This window comes from Streptomyces sp. NPDC016677, assembly GCF_055562815.1.
The window spans coordinates 554,329-579,884 of record NZ_JBVHEO010000004.1 but is presented as its reverse complement, the minus strand read 5'-3'; the positions used below and the strand labels follow the sequence as shown (position 1 = coordinate 579,884).

Genomic DNA, 25,556 nt, shown 5'->3' with positions numbered 1-25,556 from the left:
CCTCGGGGGGAGGGGCACCGTCGGTGTCACGGCGTCGCCGGCGCCCGGGACGCGCCCGTGATCTCCTCCCCCGCTTCCATCGGATGGGTCACGTCCCGCGCCTGCCGCCCCTCGCCGATGTGGTTGAAGACCAGGTTGAGCAGGACCGCGGCGACGCACCCCGTCGAGATGCCGGAGTCCAGGATGATCCGCGCGGTCTCCGGGAACGCGTGGTAGAACTCCGGCGCGGAGATCGGGACGATGCCGACGGCGAGGGAGACGGCGACGATCAGGACGTTGTTGTCCTTGTCGAGGGCGGCCCGCACCAGGGTCTGGATGCCGCTGGCCGCGACCGAGCCGAACAGGACGACGCCCGCGCCGCCCAGCACCGGGCGCGGTACGACCGCGATCAGCGAGGCGGCGACCGGGCACAGGCCCATCAGGACCAGGAAGCCGCCGCCCACCGCGACGACGAACCGGCTGCGCACCCGGGTCATCGCCACCAGGCCGATGTTCTGCGCGAAGGCGCTGCACATGAAGCCGTTGAAGACCGGGCTGAGCGCCGAGCCGAGGGTGTCGGCGCGCAGGCCGGCGGCGATGGTCTTCTCGTCGGCCGGACGGTCCACGATCTCCCCGAGGGCGAGCATGTCGGCCGTGGACTCGGTCATCGACACCACCATCACCACGCACATCGACACGATCGCCGCGGCCTGGAACTGAGGTGCCCCGAAGTGGAACGGCGTCGGGAAGCCGACCAGGTCCGCGTCGGCGACCGGGCCGAAGTCGGTGACACCGAACGGGACCGCGAGGAGGGTGCCGGCCACCAGGCCGAGGAGTACGGCGATCTGCTTGACGAAGCCGCGCGTGAAGCGGCGCAGGAGCAGGACGATGACCAGGGTGCCGGCGGCCAGGCCCAGATTCGTGGGTGAACCGTAGTCGTCCGCGGTGGTGTCGGGGCCCTGCGCCCAGCCGAAGGCGACCGGAAGCAGGGAGATGCCGATCAGGGTGATCACGGTGCCGGTGACCACCGGCGGGAAGAACCGGACCGCCTTGCAGAAGACGGGCGCGGCGAGGAAGCCGAGGAGTCCGGCGACGATGACCGCGCCGAAGACCAGGGGCAGCGCGTCGGACCGGTCGTCGGCGGAGGCGACGATCGCGGTCATGGGGGCGACCCCGGCGAAGGTGACGCCGTTGACGAAGGGCAGCCGGGCGCCGATCTTCCAGATGCCGAGGGTCTGCAGCAGGGTGGCGAGACCGGCGGTGAACAGGCAGGCGCCGGTCAGGAAGGTCAGTTCGGTGCCGGACAGACCGACGGCGGCGCCGACGATCAGGGGTGGGGCGACGACACCCGCGTACATGGCGGCCACGTGCTGGAGGCCGGTCGTCGCCATCTTCACGGGCGGGAGTTTCTCGTCGACTGGGTGATCGACGACTGGGTGGTCGGCCACGGCGGCTCGCCTCCGGTCGGTTGCACGTCGGCTCTGACGTGGGTGTCAAGGAGGTGGTGCGGGTGGGGAGGTTGGTGGTCGTGCGGGACCGGTGACGGGGAGGAGGGGGTGCCGACCCGGGGCGCGCGCGTCCCCGTGCGCGCCCCGGGTTCGGCCGCCGTGGCACCCTCGCGGGTGCCACGGCCACCGGCCGGGAGCCGTCCCTCCCGACCGGAGTCGGTCGGCGGCGTGGATCAGCCCTGTGCCGCGATACGGGCCAGGCGGCGCGCCTCGTCACGGGTCGAACGGGCGATGGCGTCCTCGTCGACGGTGAGCAGCCGCCCGTCCTCGACGATCTGCCGGCCGTGCGCGAACGAGGCGGTGACCGGGGCGGCGGCGCCGAAGACCAGGGCGGTCACCGGGTCGGCGATGGAGGCGTGGGCGAGGGTGTCCATCCGCCACAGCACCAGGTCGGCCAGTTTGCCGGGCTCCAGCGAGCCGGTCTCGGCGGCCCGGCCGAGGACCTGGGCGCCGCCGAAGGTGCCCAGCCGCAGGGCCTGGCGGGCGTTCAGGGCCTTCTCGCGGTGGGCGCCGAGACGGTTGACCAGGAGGGCGTTGCGCAGCTCGGTGTGGAGTTCGCCGGACTCGTTCGACGCGGTGCCGTCGACGCCGAGGCCGACCGGGACGCCGGCCGCGAGCAGGTCGGGGACGCGGGCCGTGCCGGCCGCCAGCCTCGCGTTGGAGGACGGGCAGTGGGCGACGCCCGTCCCCGTCCGGGCGAACGCGGCGATGTCGGAGTCGTTCATGTGGACGCAGTGCGCCATCCACACGTCCGCGCCGAGCCAGCCGGTGGACTCGAAGTAGTCGGTCGGCCCCATCCCGAACAGCTCGTGGCAGAACTTCTCCTCCTCCACCGTCTCCGAGCCGTGGGTGTGCAGCCGCACACCGAGCCGGCGGGCCAGCTCCGCTCCCCGCCGCATCAGTTCGGTGGAGACCGAGAACGGGGAGCAGGGCGCCACGGCGACCCGCGTCATCGCGCCGAAGGAGGCGTCGTGATGCTGCCGTACCGTTTCCTCGGTGGCGGCGAGCGCGTCGTCCAGGGACTCCACCGCGAAGTCCGGTGGCAGGCCGCCGTCCGACTCGCCGCGGTCCATCGAGCCGCGGGCGAGGGTGAAGCGGACACCGGTCTCGCGGGCGGCCCGGATGATCGCGCCGGACAGGTCGCCGGTGCCGCGCGGGTAGACGTAGTGGTGGTCCATGGCGGTGGTGACACCCCCGCGGGCCATCATCGCGAGGGACCCCTGGGCCGCCGCGTACACCATCGCCTCGTCGATCCGGGCCCACGTCGGGTAGAGCGCGGTCAGCCAGTCGAAGAGGTTGTGGTCGGTGGCCAGGCCCCGGGTGATCCACTGGTAGAAGTGGTGATGGGTGTTGACCAGGCCGGGCGTCACGAGGTGTCCGGAGGCGTCGATACGGCGGACGACGTTCTCCAGGCCCTCGGGCGCCTTTCCCGCGCCGAGCGACTCGATGCGGTGGTCCGCGATGACGACGTACCCGGTGGCGTACTCGGTGTCCCGGTCGTCGACGGTCGCGATCGCCCCGTTCTCGATCACGATGCGCTGGGCTGCTGCCATGATGCGTCCTCTTCTCGTGGCGGGCCCTCCGGTGCGGCGCGCCCCCGGCCCGCCCTGCGGGTGGCGGGGGCGCGCGCCCCACGTCAGAGGTTGGTCATGTCGGCCGGTATCCGTGCCTCGCAGCCGTCCCGCAGGACCGTGCCCTCGATGAGGCCGTACGGCCGGTCGGCGGCGAAGTACACGGCGCCGTCGGCGGTGTCGTTCTTGAGCCCGAACGGCTCCAGGTCGACCAGGAAGTGGTGCTTGTTGGGGAGCGAGAAGCGGACCTCGTCTATCTCGTCACGGTTCTCGATGATGCGCGTGCCCATCTGGTAGAGGGTCTGCTGGAGCGAGAGCGAGTACGTCTCGGCGAAGGCCCGCAGCAGGTGGTCGCGCACCTGCTCGTAGGACTGCTCCCAGTCGGGCATCCGCTGTTGGTCGTCGGTCCAGTTGAACCGCCAGCGGGCGGCGACGGAGGTCGCCAGGATGCGGTCGTACGCCTCCTGGAGCGTCGTGTACTTGTCCTTGACGTAGCCCCAGAACTCGGAGTCGGTCGAGTTCATCACCGTCAGGTCCTTGAGACCGGAGACGACCTCCCAGCGCTCGCCGTCGTAGGTGATCTGGGTGAGGCGGGTCTCCTGGCCCTTGCGGACGAAGGAGTGCTCGGCCTCACCGGAGGCGGCGATCCGTTCCCAGGCGTACTCCTCGACGCGGATGCGGGCGCGGTGGATCGGTGGCTGCGAGGTGACGAAGTGACGGGCGAGGTGGATGCCGAACTGCTCGGCGGACTCGATCCCGTGCTCCTTGGCGAACGCGAACACCGTGTTCTTGGTGGTGTCGGTCGGCAGCACGTTGGCGTTGGAGCCGGAGTAGTGGACCTCGTCCATGTCGCCGGAGAGGGCGACGGAGACGTTGAGGTCCTTGATGTGGTGGGTGGCGCCGTCCCGCGTGATCTTCACGACTCGGTTCTCGGCCTTGCCGTACTGGTTCTGTCCCAGGATCGTCGGCATGTCTGCTAGCTCCCTCGGTATACGGAGTAGCCGAACGGGTTGAGCAGCAGCGGTACGTGGTAGTGCTCGCCGGGGTCGACGGCGAAGGTGACCGTCACCTCGGGGAAGAACACGGCACCGCTGTCCCGATTCGCGGGGGCGTCCTGCTGCGCATCGGCTCGCTTCTTCGACGTTGCTTCGAAGTACGCCTCGACCGCGAAGTCGAGCCGTACGTGGGTCGTGCCCTCCGGCGGGGCCGGGAGGTCCTTGCAGCGCCCGTCGGCGTCGGTCGCCGAGCCGCCGAGGTCCCGCCAGTCGCCCTCGCGGCCGGCGCGGGCGGAGAGCCGGACGGCGACGCCCCGGGCGGGGCGGCCGGCGCTGGTGTCCAGGATGTGGGTGGACACGGAGGCGGTGGTGCTGGTGCTCACGTCGGGGCATCCTCTTCGTCGACGAGCCGGGAGAGCCGGATCCGGTTGATCTTTCCCAGCTCGGTGCGGACGATCTCCCGTTCCCGCTCGGGCGAGTTGCCGATCCGCTCCTTGACCGCGTCCCGCATCTGCTCGCCGGTCCGGCCGGTGGCGCAGATGAGGAAGACGTGGCCGAACTTCTCCTGGTAGGCCAGGTTCAGTTCGAGCATCTCGGCCTTCAGCCCGGCCGGGGCGCCGGCCATGCCCGCCTGTTCGCGGGCCGAGGCCGGGTCGCCCGGCCTCGGCCGGCCGATCGGCGGGTGCCCGGCCATCGCCTCCCCGAGTTCCGTCGCGGTCAGTCCGGCCGTGGCGGTGTCGCTCGTGGCGTACAGGTCCTCGGGGGTGGCGTAGGGGCGGGCGGCGGTCAGCCGCTTCCCCCAGGCCGGGCAGGCGCACACCTCGTGGAGTGCGGCGAGGGCCGCGGGCTCCGCGAGGGCGTTGAACCGGGCCAGACCCGGCGGCGTGGAAGTGGACGTCACGGGGAGCCTCCGTGGCCTTGTGCTGAACGGGCGTGCCGATAGCTAACGCGCCCGGAAACACGGCGTCAACACTTTGTTGAAAATTCGCGGTAAACGAAGCCGCCGCCCGGTGTTCCGGGCGGCGGCTGCCGTTGCGGGGGCGTCGTCGCTGGTCAGGAGCCCTTTTCGCGGTTCAGGTAGTTGTAGACGGTGAAGCGGCTGACGCCGAGCGCGCTCGCCACCGTCTCCACTCCGTGCCGTACCGAGAAGGCCCCGCGCGCCTCCAGACTCCGTACGACCTCCTGCTTGGCCCTGCGGTCCAGTTCGGCCAGCGGCACGCCGCGCCGGCGTTCCATCGCGGCCAGGATGTGGTCCAGGGAGTCGGCGAGCTGGGGCAGGCGTACGGCGACGACGTCGGCCCCCTGCCAGGAGAGCACCACGTCGTCCCGGCCGGCCTCGTCCGGCGGGACCAGTTCGCCGCCGATGGCGTCGACCAGGGGCTTGACGGCCGCGATGAACGGCTCGTCCGTGCTCCCGGTCACCGCTCGCCCTCTTCCACGACGTTGACCTGGAGCGATATCCGGGTGGCGCCCGCGCCGAGGGTCCGGCGGAGCACGTCGCCCAGGGCGGTGAGCACCGCGTCGGCGCCGCCCTCGGCGGTGTTGCCGAACGGTCCGACGTCGACCGCGTCCAGGTCGGCGGCCTCGATGACCTCGCGGGCGACCACCGCGTGGGCGGGGGCCTCGTCGAGGTCGAAGGGCTCGGTCGTGAACTCCACTCTCAATCGCACTGCGTCCCCTTGGCGCCGGTACTGATCTGCGGTTCTCCCAGCTCTTCGGCCGAGCGGGCACAGCCGTTCCGGCATGACCTTAACGGACTTCCCCGCCGCGACCGGCCCGGACGCCCGGGCATGCCGCGCGGCGCGCGGACCCGTGCGCGCCGAGGTCCCGGTCCGGCGCTTCAACCCGGCATCAGGAAACGTAAGTTCGGTAGTGTCAGCGTCCGCGCACGACAGGTGTCGGGCGATGCGACTGGCCGCCCCGCCAGGCCACCCACAGGAGTCGGCTTGTCACCTCGCAAGGCAACGATCCCGCGCGCCGCCCTCCTGCTGACGGCCGCCCTGTGCGCGACGGGAGCACTCACCGGGTGCCAGACCCTGGCGGAGGCCGCCTCCACCTCGGGCTGCGAGGGCACCGGGAGCCGGGTCGGCGAGCTGAAGTCCTACGGCGTCCTGGACTCCCGGCCCCGGGGGACGGTCGAGCCCCAGGGCTTCGAGGGCCTGGACGCCGGCTGCTGGGAGGACAGCGGCGATGCGCGGCTGTACGCCGAGCGCACCTACGTCTTCCCCGGCGACAAGGCCGACGTGACCCGGCACTACCGGGCCGCGGCGCGGCGCGAGGGCTGGACGCCGCCCCCGGCCACCCGGCGGTCGCCGGAGAACGCGGACCTGTGCTTCACCCGTGACGGAGAGGACGGCACCGTGATGCTGGACGTCTACTTCCTGACGCGGGAGATCCTGGACGCGGAAGGAAGCGAGCCCGGCCCCGAGTTCAGCACGGGAGCCGGTTACCGCGTGTCCGTCACCGCCTGGGCCGACGGCTCCGCGGCCGACTGCCAGGACTGAGCCGCCCCCTATCCCTCCGAAGAGACCCAGCGCCCCAGCCACCGAGGCGGGGCGCTTTTCGATGACCCTTGACAAGCCTCGTCCCTCGACGGCAATCTTCCAACAAGCAGAAAGCTTGTTCCGCAATACGGAAACCTGGAAGGAGGTGCGGTATCCGGATGGGATTCGGGGACCAGCGCTTCACCGTCAACCTGTCGATCCTCTTCACCGAACTCCCGCTCCTGGAGCGCCCGGCGGCGGCCGCCGCGGCCGGCTTCGGGGCGGTCGAGCTGTGGTGGCCGTGGACCGACGCGCCCGTGCCCGAGCGGGCCGCGCTCGACGGCCTGAAGCGGGCGGTCGAGGACGCGGGCGTCCGGCTCACCGGCCTGAACTTCTACGCGGGACGGCTCCCCGGCCCGGACCGCGGCGTCCTGTCGGTGCCGGGCGAGGAGTCGGACCGGTTCCGCGCCAACGTCGAGGTGGCCGCCGGTTTCGCCGAGTCGCTGGGCTGTACGGCGCTCAACGCGCTCTACGGCAACCGCGTCGAGGGCGTGGACCCGGCCGAGCAGGACGCGCTGGCGCTGGAGAACCTGACCCTCGCGGCCCGCGCGGCCGACCGCATCGGCGCCGTCCTGCTGGTCGAGGCCCTGAACGGGCCCGAGTCACCGCGGTACCCGCTGGTGTCCGCACCGGCCGCGGTGGCGGTCGTCGACCGGGTCAACGAGGCGACCGGACTGGGCAACGCCAAGTTCCTCATGGACCTTTACCACCTGGCCATGAACGGCGAGGACCTGCCCGAGGTGATCGAGCGGTTCGCGGCGAGGACCGGTCACGTCCAGATCGCCGACAGCCCCGGGCGCGGCGCCCCCGGCACCGGTTCGCTGCCGCTGGAGGAACTGCTCGACCGGCTCCGCAAGGCCGGTTACGACGGCCGGGTCGGCCTGGAGTACAAGCCCGGCGACCGGCCGAGCGCCGAGTCCTTCGACTGGCTGCCCCGCGAGGCCCGCTGACCGTCCTCACGCCCCGGGAGACACCCGCACCGAGCCACACCCGCACGGAAAGGCACCCTCATGAGCACGAACATCGCTTGGATCGGCCTGGGCATCATGGGCTCCCCCATGTCGGAGAACCTGATCAAGGCGGGTTACCGGGTCACCGGTCACACCCTGGAACGGGAGAAGCTGGACCGGCTGGCCGCCGCCGGCGGCACCGCGGCGGGCTCGGTCGCCGAGGCCGTGCGCGACGCCGACGTGATCATCACGATGGTGCCCGCGTCACCGCAGGTCGAGGCCATCGCCTACGGCCCCGACGGCATCCTGGAGAACGCCCGCTCCGGCGCCCTGCTGATCGACATGTCCTCGATCACCCCGCAGACCTCCATCGACCTGGCCCACGCCGCGCGCCACAAGGGCATCCGGGTGCTGGACGCGCCCGTCTCCGGCGGTGAGGCGGGGGCGATCGAGGCCGTGCTGTCCATCATGGTCGGCGGCGAGCAGGCCGACTTCGACGAGGCCAGGCCGCTCTTCGAGGCGCTGGGCAGGACGATCGTGCGGTGCGGTCCGCACGGCGCGGGCCAGACGGTGAAGGCCGCCAACCAGCTGATCGTCGCCGTCAACATCCAGGCGTGCGCCGAGGCCGTGGTCTTCCTGGAGAAGTCCGGCGTCGACCTGGCGGCGGCGCTGGACGTCCTCGACGGCGGGCTGGCCGGCTCGACCGTGCTGACCCGGAAGAAGGACAACTTCCTGAACCGGGACTTCCGGCCGGGCTTCCGGATCGACCTGCACCACAAGGACATGGGCATCGTCACCGACGCCGCCCGCGCCGTCGGCGCGGCGCTGCCGGTCGGCGCCGTGGTCGCGCAGCTCGTCGCGTCCCTGCGCGCCCAGGGCGACGGCGGCCTGGACCACTCCGCCCTGCTGCGAGCCGTGGAACGCCTCTCCGGCGCCCAGCTCTGACCCTTCCGGTCACCCCGAGGACCCGGGCGGCGCCGCGCGTCGACAGATGTCCCGTCGCGCCCAGGCGTGCGGCGCCGCCCGGCACCACCGGTGACGCGACACGAGTACGCCGTCGCGCACCGGCTCATCAGCCCGCGTACGGCACCGGCGGGGAGGCCGGAGCCGTACGCGCGGACCGGGACCGCGGCGAGCGCGGGCCAGTGCGGTGGCGAACGGCCCGGCGTCCCCTCCTACGACGTGAGGGGAGGAGCGCCCGAGCCGGTCGCGCCCGCCGCGGCCCGGTCATCCCCGTCGACCCGCGCGTACACCCTCGGCCGTACGCGCGGTACGGCATCCTCAAGTCCTCCTCTGAAACCGGCACCGGCACGCTTGGACCACCCCCGTGAGCGGGCACATCCCCCGCACACGGGGGTGATCGCATGAGAAGGGCCGACAACACCAGGGGCATCCGGCTGGAGCCGTACCACGTCGCGCTGATGCGCGGCGGGGCACGCGCCGCCGTCACGGTCGCCGTGGTGGCGCTGCATCTGCGCGGTGTCGTGACCGCCGGACGGCCGGGGGCCCTGCGCCGGGCGCTGGTCCCGGAGGCGGCGCGGCACTCGCCGCACCGCAACGACCTGGAGCGCGCGGTGCGCGGCGGTCTCTACCGCCCGGCCGGCCTGGAGGAGCTGCTGGCGCGCTCGGTGGTGCGCACGGCGGTGGCCCGGGCGCGCGGGGATCTCGTGGCGGCCGGGCTGCTGGGCCCGCTGACCGGCCGTCCGACCCGCGCCGGCCGCAGGCGGCTGCGGAAGCTGCGCGCGGCCTTCCCGCCGCCCGCGGGTCCCGAAGGGTATACGCACGACGACATGGCCCTGGCTGTCGCCCTGTACGGCGATCCGGCGCTCAGGGCGCTGCTGCCGCGGTTCACCGAGCGCACCCGGCTGACCGGGCGGGGCGCCCACGCGGACGCGGGCCGCTTCCCGTTCGGCCGGACGGACCGGTTCCTGCGGTTGCGGGCCGACGATGACGACGACGGGTCCGGACCTGGTGCCGATCACGGCGGCGGTCACCACGGCGGGGGCTTCGGTTGCGGCGGCGGAGGCGACTGAACACGGCGAGAGGGCGGCCCGTCCCGGGGGAACGGACCGCCCTCGTCGTGTCCGCGCGGGCTCAGAGCCCCAGCGTCCTGACGGCGGTCGGGGCGTGGCCGGGCTCGGTGGCCAGTTCCTCGAACTCCGTGACGTCGGAGATGTCGTTCGTCCCCGACATGGAGATGTTGGTGACCCGCTCCAGGATCGCCTCCACGACGACCGGCACCCGATGCTCCGCGGCGAGCTTCTTGGCCCGCTCGAAGGCCGCGCCCAGCTCGCGGGGGTCGGTCACCCGGATCGCCTTGCAGCCCAGGCCCTCGGCGACCTTGACGTGGTCCACGCCGTAGCCGCCGAGTTCGGGCGAGTTGATGTTCTCGAACTCCAGCTTGACCTGGAAGTCGATGTCGAAGGCCCGCTGTGCCTGCCGGATCAGCCCCAGGTAGGAGTTGTTCACCAGCACGTGCACGTACGGGATCCTGTGCTGCGCGCCGACCGCCAGCTCCTCCATCATGAACTGGAAGTCGTAGTCCCCGGAGAGCGCGACGACCTGAGCCTCGGGGTCGGCCTTGGCGACGCCGAGGGCGGCCGGGACGGTCCAGCCCAGTGGCCCGGCCTGGCCGCAGTTGATCCAGTGCCGGGGCCGGTGGACGTGGAGCAGCTGGGCGCCGGCGATCTGGGAGAGGCCGATGGTGGAGACGTACCGGGTCTCGGGTCCGAACGCCTTGTTCATCTCCTCGTAGACCCGCTGCGGCTTGATCGGGATGTCGTCGAAGTGCGTACGGCGCTGGAGGGTGGCCCTGCGCCGCTGCGCGGACGCGGCCCAGGCGGAGCGGTCGGGCAGGGTGCCGGCCGCCTTCCGTTCCCTCGCCGCCTCCGTGAAGAGGGTGAGGGCGGCCCTGGCGTCGGAGGCGATGCCGTAGTCCGGGGCGAAGATCCTGCCGATCTGCGTCGGTTCGACGTCGACGTGCACGAACGTCCGTCCGGCGGTGTAGACGTCGAGCCGGCCGGTGTGGCGGTTGGCCCAGCGGTTGCCGATGCCGAGGACGAAGTCGGCCTCCAGGAAGGTGGCGTTGCCGTAGCGGTGGGAGGTCTGGAGGCCGACCATGCCGGCGTTCAGTTCGTGGTCGTCGGGGAGCACGCCCCAGCCCATGAGGGTCGGCACGACGGGCACGCCGGTCAGCTCGGCGAACTCCACCAGCAGACCGGCCGCGTCGGCGTTGATGACGCCGCCGCCGGCGACGATCAGCGGGCGCTCGGCGGCGCCGAGCAGGTCGAGCGCCTTCTCGATCTGGGCGCGGGAGGCGGCCGGCTTGTAGACGGGCAGCGGTTCGTACGTCTCCGGGTCGAACTCGATCTCCGTCAGCTGCACGTCGACCGGCAGGTCGATCAGGACCGGGCCGGGACGCCCGGAGCGCATCAGGTGGAACGCCTTCTGGAAGACGCCGGGGACCTGCGCGGCCTCCAGCACGGTCACCGCCATCTTGGTGACCGGCGCGGCGATGGAGGCGATGTCGACGGCCTGGAAGTCCTCCTTGTGGATCACGGCGGTCGGCGCCTGGCCGGTGACGCACAGGATCGGGATCGAGTCGCCGGTCGCCGAGTACAGCCCGGTGATCATGTCGGTGCCGGCCGGGCCCGACGTACCGACGCACACCCCGATGTTGCCGGGACGGGTGCGCGTGTACCCCTCGGCCATGTGCGAGGCGCCCTCGACGTGCCGGGCGAGGGTGTGGGTGATGCCGCCGGACGCCTTGAGCGCCGCGTAGAAGGGGTTGATCGCCGCGCCCGGCACGCCGAACGCGTCGGTGACGCCCTCGCGCTTGAGGATCTCGACTGCCGCGCGGGCAGCGGTCATACGAGCCATTCGAGTACTCCTGCTGGTCGGAACCTGGTTCGGAACCACGCCCGTCGCGCCCACGCTGAGCAGTTCCAGTCCTTCCGTATACCGGTCTTTCCGTATGTCGGAAGTCGTCTTCTACATGACGAAAGTAAGGTAAGTGGGTGGCCGAGGGACGTCAAGGGAGGACGATGAGGGGCATGACCGAGAGCCTCACGGTGCGCTGTCCGTCCTGCCGGCGCGCGCACCGCTACACGGCACCGGCGTACCCGTGCGCCTGCGGAGTGCCGGTCGCCCCCTCGCTGGACCCGGACGGAACCGTGGCGGAGGTCCGCCACCGGGCCTGGGAGGAGGAGTGGATCGGGGTGCGCTGCGCCGCCTGCGGCGACGAGGGACAGTGGCCCCGGCCGGAACTGGGCTGTCCGTGCGGCACGGTGCTGAGCCTGCCGGTGCGCGACCCCTTCGACACGGTCACGGCGGTCGTGCGGTACCTGGGCGCGCTCGGCCACCACGACCTGCACCGCGCCCGGCGCGGGCTCACGCCCGGCATCGGGCTCACCGGGCGCGGCGTCCTCGTCCAGATCGACCCGACCGGCTCCGCCGCCACCACGCGGGACGTGGAATGCCTGTGGCTGACGGCCATGACCCGCTCCGCCCGCCGCGTCCTGCACTTCTCGCTGGCCGCGTACCCCGCCGACGTCCGGGCCCGCGCCGACCTGCTGCACGTCCCGCTGTTCGTCCTCGGCCCCGGCACCGGTCCCCGCCCGGCCAACGCCCCGGCGGCGGCCCTGGCCGCGACGGCCGACGGCCCGCCCTGAGTGCCCGCGCGGGCCGGGTTGAGTACGCGTACTCAGGGCACGGGGACGCGCTGCGGCGAGAGTGGGGGCCAGACCGAACGACTGGAGAATCCGATGCGCCTGCCCCTCATGACCGCCCCGTCACGAACCGGACGGTTCCCCCTGCTGCTCGCCGCCCTCGCGAGCGGCACCGCGGTCGTGGCACTCACCGGTTGCTCCGGCTTCCAGGACGCCATCTGCGGCGGCGGCGAGTACCCCGTGCTCTCCGTGGGCAGCACCGGCTCCGCCTGTGTACCGGAGGGGGAGGAACCGCCGAAGGGGTACGCGCGCTACCCGGAGGGCAAGGTGCCGCAGAAGGTCGACGACAAGTGGGACGTGTACTGGCGCACCCACACGCTCGACGAGAACGGCACGGTGATCGACGCCCCCGACACGGACTGACCCGGGTCGCGCGCCGTCCGGCGGCTACAGGATCTCGCCCCGGCTGCGCGCGTTGGCCCGCGCGACCTTCTCCCGCAGCCTGGAACGGCCCCGGGGGTCCCCTCCGTACGGCGGCGGATCGGCGCCTTCGGCGGCGATGCCGAACGGGTCGCCGGGGTCGTGGAAGACGAGCAACCGCCCGTTGACACCGTACAGTTCGATGGCCTCGGCCAGTGCGGCCCGCGCGCTGCTCGCCATGACGCCCGCTCCTTGTGTCGTCCTGCTTTCGACAGACGCTACGAGCAGCGTTGACCTGCGTCGATGGCACTTTTCCCGGGTGTGGGGCCGAAGTGCCACAGAGGGTCACACGGGCAGGTTCACCAGGTCGGCCAGCTCCCGTATCTCGGGCGTCAGCGTCCGGCGCCGGGTCACGACGCGGTCGAGGATGTCCCGGGCGTAGCGCTGGTTCGGGAGCCACTGCGGGGAGCCGGCGCGGATCTTCTGGAAGGTGTCCACCGCCTCCGCGTACTGCCGTAGCTGCGTCTGGGCGCTCGCGACGTCGAGCAGGTGGCGGTTCCTGTTGTTGGACGTCGGTTTCAGGGTGTCCACGGGGATGCGGGAGGCGAGGGTGAGCACCGTGTCCGGGCGGCCGGAGACCATCGCGTTCTCCGCGCGCTTCAGCGCCACGGTGACGGGCCCGAACGTGCGGAGGAAGTCGCCCTCGGGCGTGTGCTCCCGGCCCAGGGCCACCGCGGCCGAGTGGGCCAGGCGCAGGGCGTCGTCCGCCTCACCGGGGCGGTTGTCCCGGATCGCCGCGGCCGACAGGCGCAGCAGGAGCCACCCCCAGGCGCTCAACTCGGCCGGCGTGGCCCGCGACATGCGGGGCTCGACCTCGTCGGACCACCGGACCGCCAGCTCCCGGGCCCGCGCGAGCCGTCCCCTGCGCAGCAGCAGCCAGCACTGGACACTGGCCGTCGCGGCGCGCTGAACGCGGTCGGTGGCGTCGTCCTGGGCCCGGTCCAGGGCCAGTTCGGCGGCGTCGAACTGCCGGGTCTGGGTCATCAGCCAGCCGGTCAGCTCCAGCAGGCGGGCGCGCAGCGGCCTGCCTCGCGGGTCGGTGGTGGTCAACGCCTCGGTGTCGCGCAGCAGTGCCGGAAGCACCGTACCGAGTTCGGTGAAGCGGTCGTGCGCGAACAGGGGCACCGCTGATCGCAGCGCGTCCCGTACGCCCTCGTAGGTCGGTGCCTCGTCGAGCGGTCCGGTGTCGGACGGAGCGGCGAGGGCGGCGTGCACGGGCGCCCAGCTCCGCACGGTGGCCTCGTCGGCCGGTTCCTCCGCGTGCGCGGCGACGAGGCGGGTGGTGGGCACCTTGAGCGCGTGGGCGAGGGCCCGCGCGGTCTCCAGCCGGGTGTCGGTGCGCTCACCCTGCTCCAGCTTCCGGACGAGGGACAGGGAGACACCCGAGAGATCCGCCAGCTGTCGTTGGGTCAGCCCCCGACGCGTGCGGATCTCCCGGAGCCGTTCACCGAGGTGGGCGCTCATACTCCGAGGGTACGGCCCCGCCGCGCGCCCCGGGGCGGCCATGCTGCTGTCCATCTGCCGGGGCTGCGAACAGCCCTGTCGTCGTCGTACGGTGAGGCGCGGTGGACTGTGGAGGGGAATGGCATGGCACGGGTCCTTGTGGTGCATGGTGTCGGGCAGGAGTTCCGGGGGCCCGACCAGTTGCACCGCGATGCCGTACCGGCGCTGCGGGACGGCATGCGGCTGGCCGGGGCGGTTCCCGTGCCCGCGGCCGACGTGGCGTGCGCGTTCTACGGTGACTGCTACTTCCCGCCGGGCACCCGCTCCGTCGGCCTTCCTCCGTGGGACGAGACCGACGTCGAGGAAGGCGTGGAGACCGAACTGCTCGGCGCCTGGTGGCGGGAGGCGGCCCGGCTCGATCCCGGTGTGCCCGGCCCCGACGCCGGGGACACGGCGACGCGCGGACCGCTGGCGTTCGGGGCTTCGCACGCCCTGCACCACGGCTGGGTGCGCTCGGCGCTGGACGCGCTGGCCGGTTCCGCGTTCTTCGGCAAGGTCTCCGACCGCCTGCTTGTCTTCGCCCTCAAGCAGGTCCGCCGCTATCTGACCGAACCCGAGCTGCGCGAGGCCGTGCGGGCCAGGGTCGCGGCGGAGTTGAGCGACGACACCCAGGTGGTGGTGGCGCACTCCCTCGGCTCGGTGGTCGCCTACGAGGCGCTGTGCCGGTACGCCGCACGGCGACCGGTGGACCTGGTGACCGTGGGATCGCCGCTCGGGCTGCGCGGCATCGTCTTCGACCGTCTCTCCCCGCCGCCGGCCGACGGCAGGGCGGCGTGGCCCGATTCCGTCCGGCACTGGACGAACATCGCCGACCGGGGCGACATCGTCGCCCTGCCCGACCGGCTGTCCGCCCGCTTCGGTGAGCGGATCGCCGACGCGTCCATCGACAACGGCGTGCGGATGCACGACCTGTCCCGTTACCTCACCGCCCCGACGACGGGAGCGGCCGTCGCCCGGGGACTGGCATGACGGCGCGGACGCCGGGCGGCCGCAAGTACCTCATCACGATCGGCGTGGGCAAGTACCGCGACGCCGAGATCGAGGACCTGCCGGGCGTACGCGGTGACGTGCGGCGGATGCGGGAGCTGCTGGTCCCGATGGGCTACGAGGCCGTGCTCCCCCGGCTGGCGAGGAACCCGGACCGCCAGACGGTCGCCGAGGAACTGGAGAGGTGGGCGGCGACCACCCGGCTGAGCCCCGAGGACGCGGTCGTCGTGTACTTCGCGGGGCACGCGGTCAACCACCACGGCCGGCACTACCTGCTGTGTTCCGAGACCCGGCTGACGCTGCTCCACGCGACCGCCCTGGCCAGTGAGGACCTGGGCAGAGCGCTGCTCGGGAGCACGGCCGGCTACCACCTGTTCATCCTGGACACCTGCTACGCGGGCACGGGCACCGGCGACCTCGCCGTCCTCGCCACCCGCCTCGCCGGCTCCCAGCGCGACTCGGCGGGCCACTGGGCCGTCGCCGCCGCGCGCAACAAGCAGCAGGCGCGGGAGAACGCCTTCGTGGACGCCCTGTCCCAGGTACTGGAGCGGCCCCAGTCGGGGGCCCTTCAGGAGTTCGTGGGCGTGCACGAGGTGACACAGCGGATCAACGCGTACTTCGCCGACCGCGGGCTGGCCCAGCGCGCTCGCCACTACACGGCTGACAGCGACGGCCACGCCCCCTTCTTCCGCAACACGGCGCACCTCGCCGGTTTCACGGGGCGGCGGCTGGACCTGGAGACGATCAGCCGCCTGCGCCGGCAGAGCCGCGCCCACTTCGAGACCCGCGCACGCGGTGTCGGCGGGCTGGACGACGAGGGCGACTACTTCACCGGCCGGGAGGCGGTGCTGGAGGAAATGGCGGACTGGCTGACCGCGCCCCTCCACGACGGCAGGATCCTCGTCGTGACCGGGGATCCCGGTTCGGGCAAGTCCGCGGTACTGGGACGACTGCTGCGACGGCGGGACGAGCATCCCCTCGTGCCGCTGCACGCGCGGCACTCGACGCTGGAACACCTCGTCGACGAACTGTCCCGTGCGGTGGGGCGCCCGGGCCTGGACGTGGAGGAACTGGTCGGGGAACTGGCCGGGCAGGCGGGCTCCCCGCCGGTCGCCGTCCTCGTCGACGCCCTGGACGAGGCGGGCGCCGCCGGCGACGGACGGGAGGGGAACCGCATCGCCCGGCGTCTCCTGCTGCCGTTGGCGTCGCTGCCCGCCGTGCGGCTGGTGGTGGGGACCCGACGCACCCTGCTGGGCCCGCTGGGCGGGGTGAGCAGGATCATCGACCTGGACCGGCGGACCAGCCGCGACGAGATCGTCGCGTACGCGCGCAAGGTGCTGCTGGACCGTCACGATCCCGACTCGCTCTCCCCTTACCGCGACCAACCCCGGGCGGCGGCCGTCGTGGCGCGCGGGATCGCCGCGCGGGCGGACAAGTCCTTCCTGGTCGCCCGGATGACCGCGCGGGCCCTGATCCGCCTGCCGGAGCCGGTCGACACCGCCTCACCCGGCTGGGAGCGGACCCTGCCGGGCAGCGCGGGCGAGGCGTTCGAGGCGTACCTGCTCCGCTACGGCGACGACCGCGACACCGTGGAACGGCTGTTGCGTCCCCTGGCCTACGCGCAAGGGGCGGGCCTGCCGTGGTCCACCCTGTGGGCTCCGCTCGCCGAGGCGCTCTCCGGTGTGCCGTGCGCGGAGGGCGAGTTGCGCTGGTTGCAGGAACACGCCGGTTCCTACGTCGTGGAGACGGTCACCCCGGCCGGGGACTCCGTGTTCCGGCTGTTCCACGAAGCGCTGGCCGAGTATCTGCGGGAACGGGGGCCCGATGACCGTACGGCGCACGCGGCCATCACCGAGACGCTCCGGGACCAGGTGCCGCACGATCCGGAGGCGAAGGCGCCGGACTGGGCCGCCTGCCCCGCCTACCTCCGCGACCACCTGGCGGCACACGCGGCGGCGGGCGGGCTGCTGGAGGAGTTGCTGGGGGACGCCGAGTTCCTCGTGCACGCCTCGCCCGCCTCGCTGGTCTCCGCCCTCGAAGGGGCTCCGGCGGACTTCCCGGGCCGGACGGCCGCCCTCTACCGGACCTCCTACGCCACGCACGCCACGCTGACGAACGACGAACGCCGGGACATCCTGGCCATCGACGCCGCCCGGTTCGGCGACAGCGCCCTCGGCCGCAGGCTCACCCGCGGACTCCCCTGGGTGCCGCGGTGGGCCACCGGCGACCTGGTACACCCGGCGATGCACCGCAGGCTCGGGGACATGTACGTGCACTCCCTGGACCACACGGTCATCGACGGCAGGGCGCACGTCGTCGCGGACGGCTCGGCGGGCGGCGACCGCCTGGAGATCTGGGACCTCGGCAACGGCACGCTGCGGGCGTCCGTCCCCTACCGGCGGCAGGCTCGCCCCTCGGACGAGGACAGATACGAGGACGAGGACGAGGACACCGGGCCCTCCCTCGGTCACATGACGGTGTGTTTCGAGATGCGGGGCACCCCGCACGCCGTCACCTACCGTCGCGACGACGCCCTGCGGGTGTGGGACCTCGTGGCGCAGCGCCAGGTGCTCGTCCGGCACCCCGGCCGCCTGCTGGCCCTGCGCTGCACGACGCTGCACGGGCGGCCCCACGCCGTGACCCTGTCCGCGCGCGGGATCGCGCTGTGGGACCTGACGGACGGCTCCCGCGGGGACGACTTCGGACCGCGCTGGAAGGGCATCGTCTCCGCGGACGTGTTCCGGTACGAGGGCCGCCCCCACCTGATCGTCTCCAGCCTGTCGGCACCCCCGCGGATCTGGGACCTGACGACCCGCGGACAACAACGCCGCCGCGCGTACGCACACCTGAGCAGCGCCCGCCTGAGTGGTGTCCTGCACGTCGCGTGCGCGGAGCACCGCGGACGCCCCCACGCCGTGTTCCTGGACTCTGTCGAACTCCAGGTCTGGGACCTGGCCACGGTCACGGCGGCCCGCGCGCCGGTCGACGGGATGAAGGGCGACACGATGGCGCCCCTCGTCTGCGACCACGTCGACGGCCGCTTCGTGGCCTCGGTCGCCTGCGGCAAGGCGGTCGACCTGTGGGACCTCGACGAGGGCCGGCTGCTCACCACCCTCGTCGGCCATCCGGACCGTGTGTCGTCCGTTGTCTCCGTCCCCGTCGACGGAGTGCCGCATGCCGTCACCGGGGGCTCCGACGGCATCCGCCTGTGGGATCTGACGGACCTCTCCGCACGCACGCCGCCCACCGTCACGTCCCACGAGGTCAAGAGCGTCGCCTGCTTCGTCCACGACGGCCGTCCGCACGCCGTGGCCGCCGGCCGGGACGCACACCTGCGCGTCTGGGATTTGACCGCCGCAACGCGTGAGCCCGCGTGGGAGCCGGCCATCGACATCGGCTTCTTCCCCATGCCGGAACACGTCGATGTCACCGTCCTCGACGGACGGCCCCAGGGCGTCTGTGCGACCGCCAACGAAGGCCTCGCCGTATGGGATCTTCAGGGACCTTCCCGTCTCGTGGTCCCCAGGGATGTCGTCGGCTCCCCCTACGGTGTCGCGTGTTTCGCCCATGAGGGCCGCGTATACGCTGCCGCCGTCTCCTCCTCCCCGGACACCGGTGCCCTGCGTGTGTGGGACCTTCGTGACGGGGACCTGATCGCCACTCTCCTGCCTGCCGCCGCGGCTGAGGAGCCCCCTCGAGGACTCATCGCGTTCGCCTGCCTGGAGACGCCGGACACCGCGTACGTCGTGGCCTTGGTTCACAACCGGCTCCAGGTGTGGTACCCGGCCGACGGCACGTTCCGTCCGCTGGAGACAGAAACCCCGGTGTTGCGTTCGCACGTCCTGGCCTGCGCTCTGATCGACGGCCATCCCTACGCGTTCGTCGCCGAATGGTCCGCCGTTCACGTGTGCAGCTTGACCGACGGCTCCCGCACGTGGGCATGGGACCTGCCCTTCCCGCACAACCAGCCGTCCGCGGTCGCGTGCACCCACATCGACGGGCGCCCTCACCTCCTCCTGCTCTCCGACGCCAGCACCTACCACGCGGGAACCCTCACAGCCGCCGGGGGCCTCCTCCAGGTCTGGGACCTGGAGACCCGGCGGCTCACCACCTCGATCAGACTGCCGCTCCAGGCGCGGGCCATCGCCGCTCACGGCTCGTCCGTCGTTCTCGGCATGGCCGACGAGGTCGTGCACCTCACTCTCACGGCCGAGGCGCGTCCGGATCCTCACCCAGGTCCAGGACAGACCCGGACGGCGGCACCGCGCCGCAGGCGCGGGCCGGCGCGCTTCTTCCGGTGGTGACCGTCGCGTCGGGGGGAGTTCGCGGCTACCGGAAGTCCTCCTCCCGGTACTCCGCGTCCGAGCCCTCGGCCGTGGCCTCGCGGAGTTCGATGCGTCGGATCTTGCCGGAGACGGTCTTGGGGAGGTCTCCGAACTCCAGGCGGCGCAGGCGTTTGTACGGGGCCAGGGTCCGGCGGGAGTGGTCGAAGAGGACCTTCGCGGTGTCCGGGCCGGGCTGCCAGCCGGCCGCCAGGACGACGTACGCCTTCGGTACGGCGAGGCGGAGTTCGTCGGGGGCGGGGACGACGGCGGCCTCCGCGACCGCCTCGTGTTCCAGCAGCGCGCTCTCCAGCTCGAAGGGGCTGATCTTGTAATCGCTGGCCTTGAAGACGTCGTCGGACCTGCCCACGTACGTGAGGTATCCGTCGGCGTCGCGGGAGCCGATGTCGCCGGTGCGGTAGTAGCCGTCCGCCATCGCCTCGGCCGTACGGTCGGGGTCGCCGTGGTAGCCGGTCATCAGGCCGACGGGGCGGGTGGAGAGGTCGAGGGCGATCTCGCCCTCGGCGGCACCGGGTTCGCCGGTGACCGGGTCGAGGAGTTCGACGCGGTAGCCGGGGCTGGGGCGGCCCATCGCGCCGGTCTTGAGCACCTGGCCCGGGCTGTTGGAGACCTGTACGGCCGTCTCGGTCTGGCCGAAGCCGTCGCGGACGGTCACGCCCCAGGCGCGGCGGACCTGTTCGATCACCTCGGGGTTGAGGGGTTCACCGGCCGCCACGGCCTCCCGGGGCGGGGTGGCCAGGCGGGTCAGGTCGGCCTGGACCAGCATGCGCCAGACGGTGGGCGGGGCGCAGAAGGTGGTGACACCGGCGCGGTCCATCTCGGCCATCAGGCGGGGCGCGTCGAAGCGGGTGTAGTTGTGGAGGAAGACGGTCGCCTCGGCGTTCCACGGGGCGAACAGGTTGGACCAGGCGTGCTTGGCCCAGCCGGGTGAGGAGATGTTCAGGTGCACGTCCCCGGGGGTCAGGCCGATCCAGTACATCGTCGCCAGGTGCCCGACGGGGTAGGAGACGTGGGTGTGCTCGACGAGTTTCGGGCGGGCGGTCGTGCCCGAGGTGAAGTAGAGCATCAGGGGGTCGTCGGCGCGGGTCGGGCCGTCGGGCGCGAACCCGTCCGGGGCTGTGTCCACGTCTTCGTACGGCTGCCAGCCGTCCGGTGCGCCGCCGACCGCGATGCGTGTGTAACCGCCGGGTACGTCGGCGAACTTGGCGGTGTCCTCGGTGCGGACGATCACATGGGCCACCCGGCCGCGCTCCACCCGGTCGCGCAGGTCGGCGGGGCCGAGCAGCGGGGTGGCCGGGATGACGACGGCGCGGAGTTTCATCGCGGCCAGGGCCGTCTCCCACAGTTCCACCTGGTTGCCCAGCATGACCAGGATGCGGTCGCCCGGCGCGACGCCCCGCTCCCGCATCCAGTTCGCGGCCCGGTCGGACCGGGCGGACATCTCGGCGAACGACCGCCGAGTCCGGGTCCCGTCCTCCTCCACGATGTGCAGCGCCGTACGGTCGTTGCCGTCCGCGATGACGTCGAACCAGTCCAGCGCCCAGTTGAAGTGCTCGGGGCGGGGCCACGCGAAGCCCGCGTAGGCGGTGGCGTAGTCCTCGCGGTGCTCCAGCAGGAAGTCGCGGGCCTCGCGGAAGCTCTGCGTCGCCGTCGTCATCGTGTCCTCCTCGGTGCCGGACCATCTCCGGGCGGCTCGCTGCCATCTTCGGGTCATCCGCCCTGGTCGCACCAGCCCCGAACGGGGGTGAACATCGCGACGACGGGCGCATGGCTCGCAGCCGGCCGGGCACCCGGGGACACTGTGCACAAGCCACGCAGAATCCTGGTGACCGGGTGGTTCAGCTTCCTGCACGGGGAGGCGACCGCCGGGGACGTGCTGGCGCTGGAACGGGTGGAGACGGTACTGCGGGACGCGGGACAGGCGTACGACGTCGTGTGGAGTCCCGGGTTCCGGGCGGACGGCACGCACTTCGAGGACATCGATCCGGCCGCGTACACGCACCTGGTGTTCGTGTGCGGGCCCGCGCACGGGCGGCAGGTCGAGGAGATGCACCGGCGGTTCGCGCACTGTGTGCGGATCGCCGTCGGCGTCTCGATCGTGGACCCGGACTCCGCGGCCGTCACCGGCTTCCACCACGTCCTGGCCCGCGACGCGCCCACCGCCGAGCCGACCACGGACCTCGCCGCCCGCGCTCCCGCGCCGACCGCCCCGCCGGTCGTCGGTGTGATCCTCACGCACGGGCAGCGCGAGTACGGCGGCCGGCGGCGGCACGCCGAGGTCGCCGAGGCGGTGACGGGGTGGCTCGGCGGCAAGGACTGCGCGCGGCTGGAACTGGAGACCCGGCTGGACACCCGTGACTGGCGGCTGTGCGCGACCCCGGCCCAGCTGGAGACGGTCCTCGCCCGGCTGGACCTGGTCGTCACCGACCGGCTGCACGGGCTGGTACTGGCCCTGCGCGCGGGAGTGCCGGCACTCGCCGTGGACCCGGTCGCGGGCGGCGCGAAGGTGACCGCGCAGGCCCGCGCCTGCGGTTGGCCGGCGCTGGTCGCGGCCGCGAAGCTGGGGCCCGGAACGCCGGGAAGAACGGGCGAGCCGGGGACCAGGGAGCTGGAGCGGTGGTGGGCCTGGTGCCTGGGTGACGACGGGCGGGAGGCGGCCCGGCGGACCGGTGCGGCGTTCCGGGCCGACGGCGTGGCGGACGCCGCCGACGGGCTGGCCGAGGCCCTCGGGATCCGTTAGGCAGCGGCCGGCGGGGGCACTCGGCGCACTGCCGGTCCTGCTGCTGCTCGCCGGCTCCGTCACCCTCATGGTGACCGGCATCCCAGGTGCTGTGCCGGTGGACCGAGGGCTGGCCCGGCCCCGGTCCTCGTGCGCCGGCGTCAGCCCGTGTAGCTGCGGGCCGTCGAGTCCCGCTGGGCCGGTTCCAGGGTGCGCAGCCGGGCCTCGACGTCCGGCGGCAGCACCCGGCGTTCCCGCAGGACCCAGGGCAGGGCGGCGGTCGCCTCGGCGAAGGCGCGCAGCGAGGCGGTGTCACGGGGGACCGTGCGGGCCAGGTGCCAGGTGCGGCGCAGGGCGTACCCGGCGGGGCGGCGCAGCCAGGTGAACCACAGGGTGTTGCGGATGCCGTGCGTACGCCGGAGCGTCGCGTCCCGCACCCGCGAGGGGTGGTGATGGATGGTCAGGTGGTCGGCGTACGTCAGCCACCAGCCGTCCGCGGCGAGGTCGGCGGCGAGCAGTTCCTCCTCGCCGCCCAGCCAGAGCCGGGGGTGGAAGCCGCCCGCCGCGCGGAACGCGTCGGTGCGCAGCACGGTCGCGGCGGCCAGGAACGAGCCGAGGGCGGGGCCTGGCAGCCAGGACGGGCCGGGGACGGGCGAGTCCCGCAACTCCTTGACGATGGGGTCCTCCGTGCCGTCCGGTTCGACGACGATCCGGGCGGTGACCGTGCCGAGCGCGGGGTGCCGGTCGAGGAGGTCGGCCGCCCCGGCGAGCGAGCCGGGCGCCCACCAGGAGTCGTCGTCGCAGAAGGCGACGTAGGGCGTGCGGACGTCGCGGACGGCGAGGTTGCGGCCGACGGCGCCGAGGTTGCGGCCGGGCCGCAGCAGCCGTACCTCCGGGTGGTGGCGGGCGACGGCGGTGGCGGTGCCGTCGGTGGAGGCGTTGTCGGTGACGATGACCGGGGGGTTCTCCGGCAGGGCGGCCAAGTGGTCGAGGGTGCGCAGGAGTTCGGGGCGGCGGTTGTGGGTGATGACGACGACGGTGGTGCGGGGGTCGGTCATGACGCCGGGTCCGTTCCGTCCAGGCGGTGGGCGGCCCGTTCCACGTGCGGGGGCAGGGTTCTGCGGTCGCGGAGCGCGGCGGGCAGCCGTACCAGGGTCTCGCGCAGGGCGCGCCGGGCGTGCGGGTCGTGGCGGGCTTCGAGGGCGAGCGCGCGGGTGCGGGCGAGGGCGTACGGCAGGGGGCGGCGCAGCCAGGCGGTGAGGAGTTCGTTGCGGCGGACGACGGTCGGGCGGCCGGTGCGCGGGCCGGGGTCGGGGTGGTGGTGGGCGGTCACCTCGGGGCAGTGGGTGACGCCCCAGCCGCGGGCGGCGAGGTCGTAGGCGAGGAGGGTCTCCTCGGCGCCGAAGAAGAGGAGGGGGTGGTAGCCGCCCGCGTCGAGGTAGGACTCGCGGCGGACCACGCAGGCGCAGGCGAGGAAGCCGAGGACCTGGGTGCCGGGGAGGTCGGCGGCCGGGCCGAGGGGGGACTGGGCGAGGACGCCGTTGAGCGGGTCGGCGTACTCGGCGGGGCCGACGAGGGTGCGGGCGGAGAGCAGGCCGAGCCGGGGGTGTTCGTCGAAGAGCCGGGCGGCGGTGGCGAGCGCGCCGGGGGCCCACCAGGAGTCGTCGTCGCTGAACGCCACGTAGGGGGTGTCCAGGGCGCGGACGCCGTGGGTGCGGGCGAGGGCGCCGCGGTTGACGGGCATGGACAGCACTCTCACCCGCGGGAAGTCGCGGGTCAGCATGGTGCGGGTGTCGTCGGTGGAGGCGTTGTCCACGACGAGGATCTCGGGGCGTTCGGGGAGGTCGAGGAGGTGGCGCAGGGTGGAGGCCAGGCGTGCCGAACGGTTGCGGGTGGCGATGACGACGCCGACGGGGGCGTGCGGCGTCCGGTCGGTGCGGGTGCGTTCGGGGGTGGTGGTGGGGGCGTGGTTCATGGTGCCTCGCTCAGGGCGTCGACTGCGTGCAGTACGTCGTCGGCGGAGACGCGCAGCAGCGCGGGGTCGGGGGTGTCGCCGTGCGGGTCGCCGTCGTCGTCCGGGCCGGGGTGGTACAGGACCTGGTGGCGGGGGTGCGGGGGCGGGCCCCAGCGGCTGGGCGGGACGGGGCCGAAGAGGGTGACGGAGGGGGCGGCGTGGGCGACGGCGAGGTGGGCGACGCCGGTGTCTCCGCTGATCACGGCGTGGGCGTCGGCGACGAGGGCGGAGAGGCGGTCGTAGGGCAGGCCGCCGCCGAAGACGTCGGTGTCGGGCAGGCCGGCGTCCTTGGCCAGCCGGGCCACGAGGTCGTTCTCGTCCGGGCCGCCGGTCACCACGACCCGCAGGCCGCGGGCGCGCAGTGTCCCGGCGACGGTCGCGTACCGCTCGGCCGGCCAGCACCGGGAGGGGGCGCCGGCGCCGGGGTGCAGGACGACCGCGCCGGGCGCCGGGGACGGCACCGGCGGGCGGGGCAGCAGCAGGTCGGTGGGGTCGGCGTCGATGCCGTACGCCGTCAGCAGGCGGCACCAGCGGTCGCGTTCGTGTTCCTCGGCGTACCAGGGCGGCCCGTCGGCCGCGGCGAACGCGAGCAGCCTGCGGGGGCGCAGGGCGACCAGCGGGCGGCGACTGGCCGGGCCGTTGCCGTGCAGGTCGACGGCGAGGTCGGGGGGCGGGCCGGTCCAGTCGAGGGCACGGGGCACGGCGCGGCCGGGTGCGGCGGCGGGGAGCAGACGGTCGACGGCGCCGGTCGCGGTCACGACGGGCGCCAGCTCGGCGGGGCCGGCCAGCACCAGTTCATGGCCGGGGTACGCCCGCCGCAGGGCGCGCAGCGCGGGGACACCGGCGAGGAGATCACCGAGACCGAGGGCGCGCAGGACCAGGAGGCGGGGTGCGTGGCCGTCGCCCGGCGGGCCGGGCGGGCCGGGCGGGCCGCCGGGCGCCCCGGCCGCCGTCGGCCCACCCCCCGGGCCGGACCGGTCCCAGGTGCCGGGCCGGGCGCCGGGCGAGGAGACCGCGGCACCACGCGCGACGGGGCCGTGCCCGCCCCGCACGAGTACCCGGACCCGCGCCGGCGGGGCGGGGCGCCGGGTCGGGAAAGGGACCGTCGCCGGCGGGACGGGGCGGCCGGTCGGGAAAAGGACCGTCGCCGGCGGGACAGGGCGCCCGGTCCGGGAAGGAACCGTCGCCGGCACGACAGAACGCCCAGCCCAGGAAGAAACCGTCCCCGACACAACAGGACACCCAGCCCAGGAAGAAACCGTCCCCGACACGACAGAACACCCAGCCCAGGAAGGAA

The 25,556-nt window shown here is 73.3% G+C and carries 23 protein-coding genes; 9 read left to right on the top strand and 14 right to left on the bottom strand.

Annotation, left to right across the window (positions count from 1 at the left end; genetic code table 11):
- Window positions 1-26 precede the first annotated feature (26 nt).
- The 7 genes from ACZ3IG_RS16015 to ACZ3IG_RS15985 all read right to left on the bottom strand — a co-directional run bounded on the left by ACZ3IG_RS16015 (window position 27) and on the right by ACZ3IG_RS15985 (window position 5,723).
- Window positions 27-1,370, bottom strand: coding sequence for a nucleobase:cation symporter-2 family protein (locus ACZ3IG_RS16015; RefSeq protein WP_467432480.1), 1,344 nt, complete (start codon window positions 1,368-1,370; stop codon window positions 27-29).
- A gap of 290 nt (window positions 1,371-1,660) precedes the next feature.
- Complete coding sequence (locus ACZ3IG_RS16010) at window positions 1,661-3,040, bottom strand: 8-oxoguanine deaminase (protein ID WP_467432420.1); 1,380 nt, start codon at window positions 3,038-3,040, stop codon at window positions 1,661-1,663.
- A gap of 83 nt (window positions 3,041-3,123) precedes the next feature.
- Window positions 3,124-4,029, bottom strand: a complete 906-nt coding sequence (pucL, locus tag ACZ3IG_RS16005; protein WP_467432418.1) for a factor-independent urate hydroxylase — start codon at window positions 4,027-4,029, stop codon at window positions 3,124-3,126.
- A 5-nt stretch (window positions 4,030-4,034) separates the two neighbouring features.
- A complete protein-coding gene (gene uraH, locus ACZ3IG_RS16000) occupies window positions 4,035-4,436 on the bottom strand; it encodes a hydroxyisourate hydrolase (RefSeq protein WP_467432416.1) in 402 nt (133 codons plus the stop codon).
- Window positions 4,433-4,954 (bottom strand): 2-oxo-4-hydroxy-4-carboxy-5-ureidoimidazoline decarboxylase, encoded by a 522-nt coding sequence (gene uraD, locus ACZ3IG_RS15995; protein WP_467432415.1) that lies wholly within the window; start codon window positions 4,952-4,954, stop codon window positions 4,433-4,435. Before uraD ends, uraH begins: the two co-directional genes overlap by 4 nt.
- 152 nt (window positions 4,955-5,106) lie before the next feature.
- Entirely contained in the window at window positions 5,107-5,475 is a 369-nt protein-coding gene (locus ACZ3IG_RS15990; protein WP_467432414.1) for a helix-turn-helix domain-containing protein, read from the bottom strand.
- On the bottom strand, window positions 5,472-5,723 hold the full coding sequence (locus ACZ3IG_RS15985; RefSeq protein ID WP_437083584.1) for a YkoF family thiamine-binding protein: 252 nt from the start codon (window positions 5,721-5,723) through the stop codon (window positions 5,472-5,474). Before ACZ3IG_RS15985 ends, ACZ3IG_RS15990 begins: the two co-directional genes overlap by 4 nt.
- Window positions 5,724-5,999: 276 nt before the next feature.
- Here ACZ3IG_RS15985 and ACZ3IG_RS15980 point away from each other — a divergent pair, with 276 nt between their 5' ends.
- The 4 genes from ACZ3IG_RS15980 to ACZ3IG_RS15965 all read left to right on the top strand — a co-directional run bounded on the left by ACZ3IG_RS15980 (window position 6,000) and on the right by ACZ3IG_RS15965 (window position 9,579).
- On the top strand, window positions 6,000-6,557 hold the full coding sequence (locus tag ACZ3IG_RS15980; protein WP_467432412.1) for a hypothetical protein: 558 nt from the start codon (window positions 6,000-6,002) through the stop codon (window positions 6,555-6,557).
- Between the two features lie 158 nt (window positions 6,558-6,715).
- A complete protein-coding gene (locus ACZ3IG_RS15975) occupies window positions 6,716-7,546 on the top strand; it encodes a TIM barrel protein (RefSeq protein WP_467432410.1) in 831 nt (276 codons plus the stop codon).
- Window positions 7,547-7,606: 60 nt separating this feature from the next.
- Window positions 7,607-8,491, top strand: coding sequence for a 2-hydroxy-3-oxopropionate reductase (locus ACZ3IG_RS15970; RefSeq protein WP_467432409.1), 885 nt, complete (start codon window positions 7,607-7,609; stop codon window positions 8,489-8,491).
- A gap of 419 nt (window positions 8,492-8,910) precedes the next feature.
- Window positions 8,911-9,579, top strand: coding sequence for a TIGR04222 domain-containing membrane protein (locus ACZ3IG_RS15965; protein ID WP_467432407.1), 669 nt, complete (start codon window positions 8,911-8,913; stop codon window positions 9,577-9,579).
- Window positions 9,580-9,640: 61 nt separating this feature from the next.
- On the opposite strand, the gene gcl is transcribed toward ACZ3IG_RS15965, so the two are convergent.
- On the bottom strand, window positions 9,641-11,425 hold the full coding sequence (gene gcl, locus ACZ3IG_RS15960) for a glyoxylate carboligase (RefSeq protein ID WP_467432405.1): 1,785 nt from the start codon (window positions 11,423-11,425) through the stop codon (window positions 9,641-9,643).
- A gap of 173 nt (window positions 11,426-11,598) precedes the next feature.
- Between gcl and ACZ3IG_RS15955 the strand changes: the two genes are divergently transcribed.
- A complete protein-coding gene (locus tag ACZ3IG_RS15955; protein ID WP_467432404.1) occupies window positions 11,599-12,216 on the top strand; it encodes a hypothetical protein in 618 nt (205 codons plus the stop codon).
- A gap of 108 nt (window positions 12,217-12,324) precedes the next feature.
- Window positions 12,325-12,636 (top strand): SCO0607 family lipoprotein, encoded by a 312-nt coding sequence (locus ACZ3IG_RS15950; protein WP_467432478.1) that lies wholly within the window; start codon window positions 12,325-12,327, stop codon window positions 12,634-12,636.
- Window positions 12,637-12,660: 24 nt separating this feature from the next.
- On the opposite strand, the gene ACZ3IG_RS15945 is transcribed toward ACZ3IG_RS15950, so the two are convergent.
- Together ACZ3IG_RS15945 and ACZ3IG_RS15940 are read right to left on the bottom strand one after the other, a co-directional pair.
- Window positions 12,661-12,873, bottom strand: a complete 213-nt coding sequence (locus ACZ3IG_RS15945) for a hypothetical protein (RefSeq protein ID WP_467432403.1) — start codon at window positions 12,871-12,873, stop codon at window positions 12,661-12,663.
- A 105-nt stretch (window positions 12,874-12,978) separates the two neighbouring features.
- Window positions 12,979-14,157 carry a helix-turn-helix domain-containing protein gene (locus ACZ3IG_RS15940; protein WP_467432402.1) on the bottom strand — a complete coding sequence of 393 codons (1,179 nt, stop codon included), beginning with the start codon at window positions 14,155-14,157 and terminating at the stop codon, window positions 12,979-12,981.
- 123 nt (window positions 14,158-14,280) lie between these two features.
- On the opposite strand from ACZ3IG_RS15940, the gene ACZ3IG_RS15935 reads away from it, so the two are divergent.
- Both ACZ3IG_RS15935 and ACZ3IG_RS15930 read left to right on the top strand, forming a co-directional pair.
- On the top strand, window positions 14,281-15,165 hold the full coding sequence (locus ACZ3IG_RS15935; RefSeq protein WP_467432400.1) for an antibiotic ABC transporter ATP-binding protein: 885 nt from the start codon (window positions 14,281-14,283) through the stop codon (window positions 15,163-15,165).
- Window positions 15,162-19,487: a caspase family protein gene (locus tag ACZ3IG_RS15930; RefSeq protein ID WP_467432399.1), complete on the top strand. Its 4,326-nt coding sequence runs from the start codon at window positions 15,162-15,164 to the stop codon at window positions 19,485-19,487. Before ACZ3IG_RS15935 ends, ACZ3IG_RS15930 begins: the two co-directional genes overlap by 4 nt.
- A gap of 25 nt (window positions 19,488-19,512) precedes the next feature.
- Here ACZ3IG_RS15930 and ACZ3IG_RS15925 read toward each other — a convergent pair whose 3' ends face one another.
- The gene (locus ACZ3IG_RS15925) at window positions 19,513-21,183 is read right to left on the bottom strand and encodes an AMP-binding protein (RefSeq protein ID WP_467432397.1); all 1,671 of its coding nucleotides are present in this window, start codon (window positions 21,181-21,183) and stop codon (window positions 19,513-19,515) included.
- 168 nt (window positions 21,184-21,351) lie between these two features.
- Between ACZ3IG_RS15925 and ACZ3IG_RS15920 the strand changes: the two genes are divergently transcribed.
- Window positions 21,352-22,266 (top strand): polysaccharide pyruvyl transferase family protein, encoded by a 915-nt coding sequence (locus ACZ3IG_RS15920; RefSeq protein ID WP_467432395.1) that lies wholly within the window; start codon window positions 21,352-21,354, stop codon window positions 22,264-22,266.
- A 140-nt stretch (window positions 22,267-22,406) separates the two neighbouring features.
- Here the strand turns inward: ACZ3IG_RS15920 and ACZ3IG_RS15915 are convergent, their stop codons facing one another.
- From ACZ3IG_RS15915 to ACZ3IG_RS15905, 3 genes are read right to left on the bottom strand one after another with little or no spacing between them, the layout of a single operon-like run.
- Window positions 22,407-23,303 carry a glycosyltransferase family 2 protein gene (locus ACZ3IG_RS15915; protein ID WP_467432394.1) on the bottom strand — a complete coding sequence of 299 codons (897 nt, stop codon included), beginning with the start codon at window positions 23,301-23,303 and terminating at the stop codon, window positions 22,407-22,409.
- Window positions 23,300-24,220: a glycosyltransferase family 2 protein gene (locus ACZ3IG_RS15910; protein WP_467432392.1), complete on the bottom strand. Its 921-nt coding sequence runs from the start codon at window positions 24,218-24,220 to the stop codon at window positions 23,300-23,302. The genes ACZ3IG_RS15915 and ACZ3IG_RS15910 overlap by 4 nt, the downstream gene beginning before the upstream one ends.
- Window positions 24,217-25,311 (bottom strand): glycosyltransferase family 9 protein, encoded by a 1,095-nt coding sequence (locus ACZ3IG_RS15905; RefSeq protein ID WP_467432390.1) that lies wholly within the window; start codon window positions 25,309-25,311, stop codon window positions 24,217-24,219. The genes ACZ3IG_RS15910 and ACZ3IG_RS15905 overlap by 4 nt, the downstream gene beginning before the upstream one ends.
- Between the last annotated feature and the right edge of the window lie 245 nt (window positions 25,312-25,556).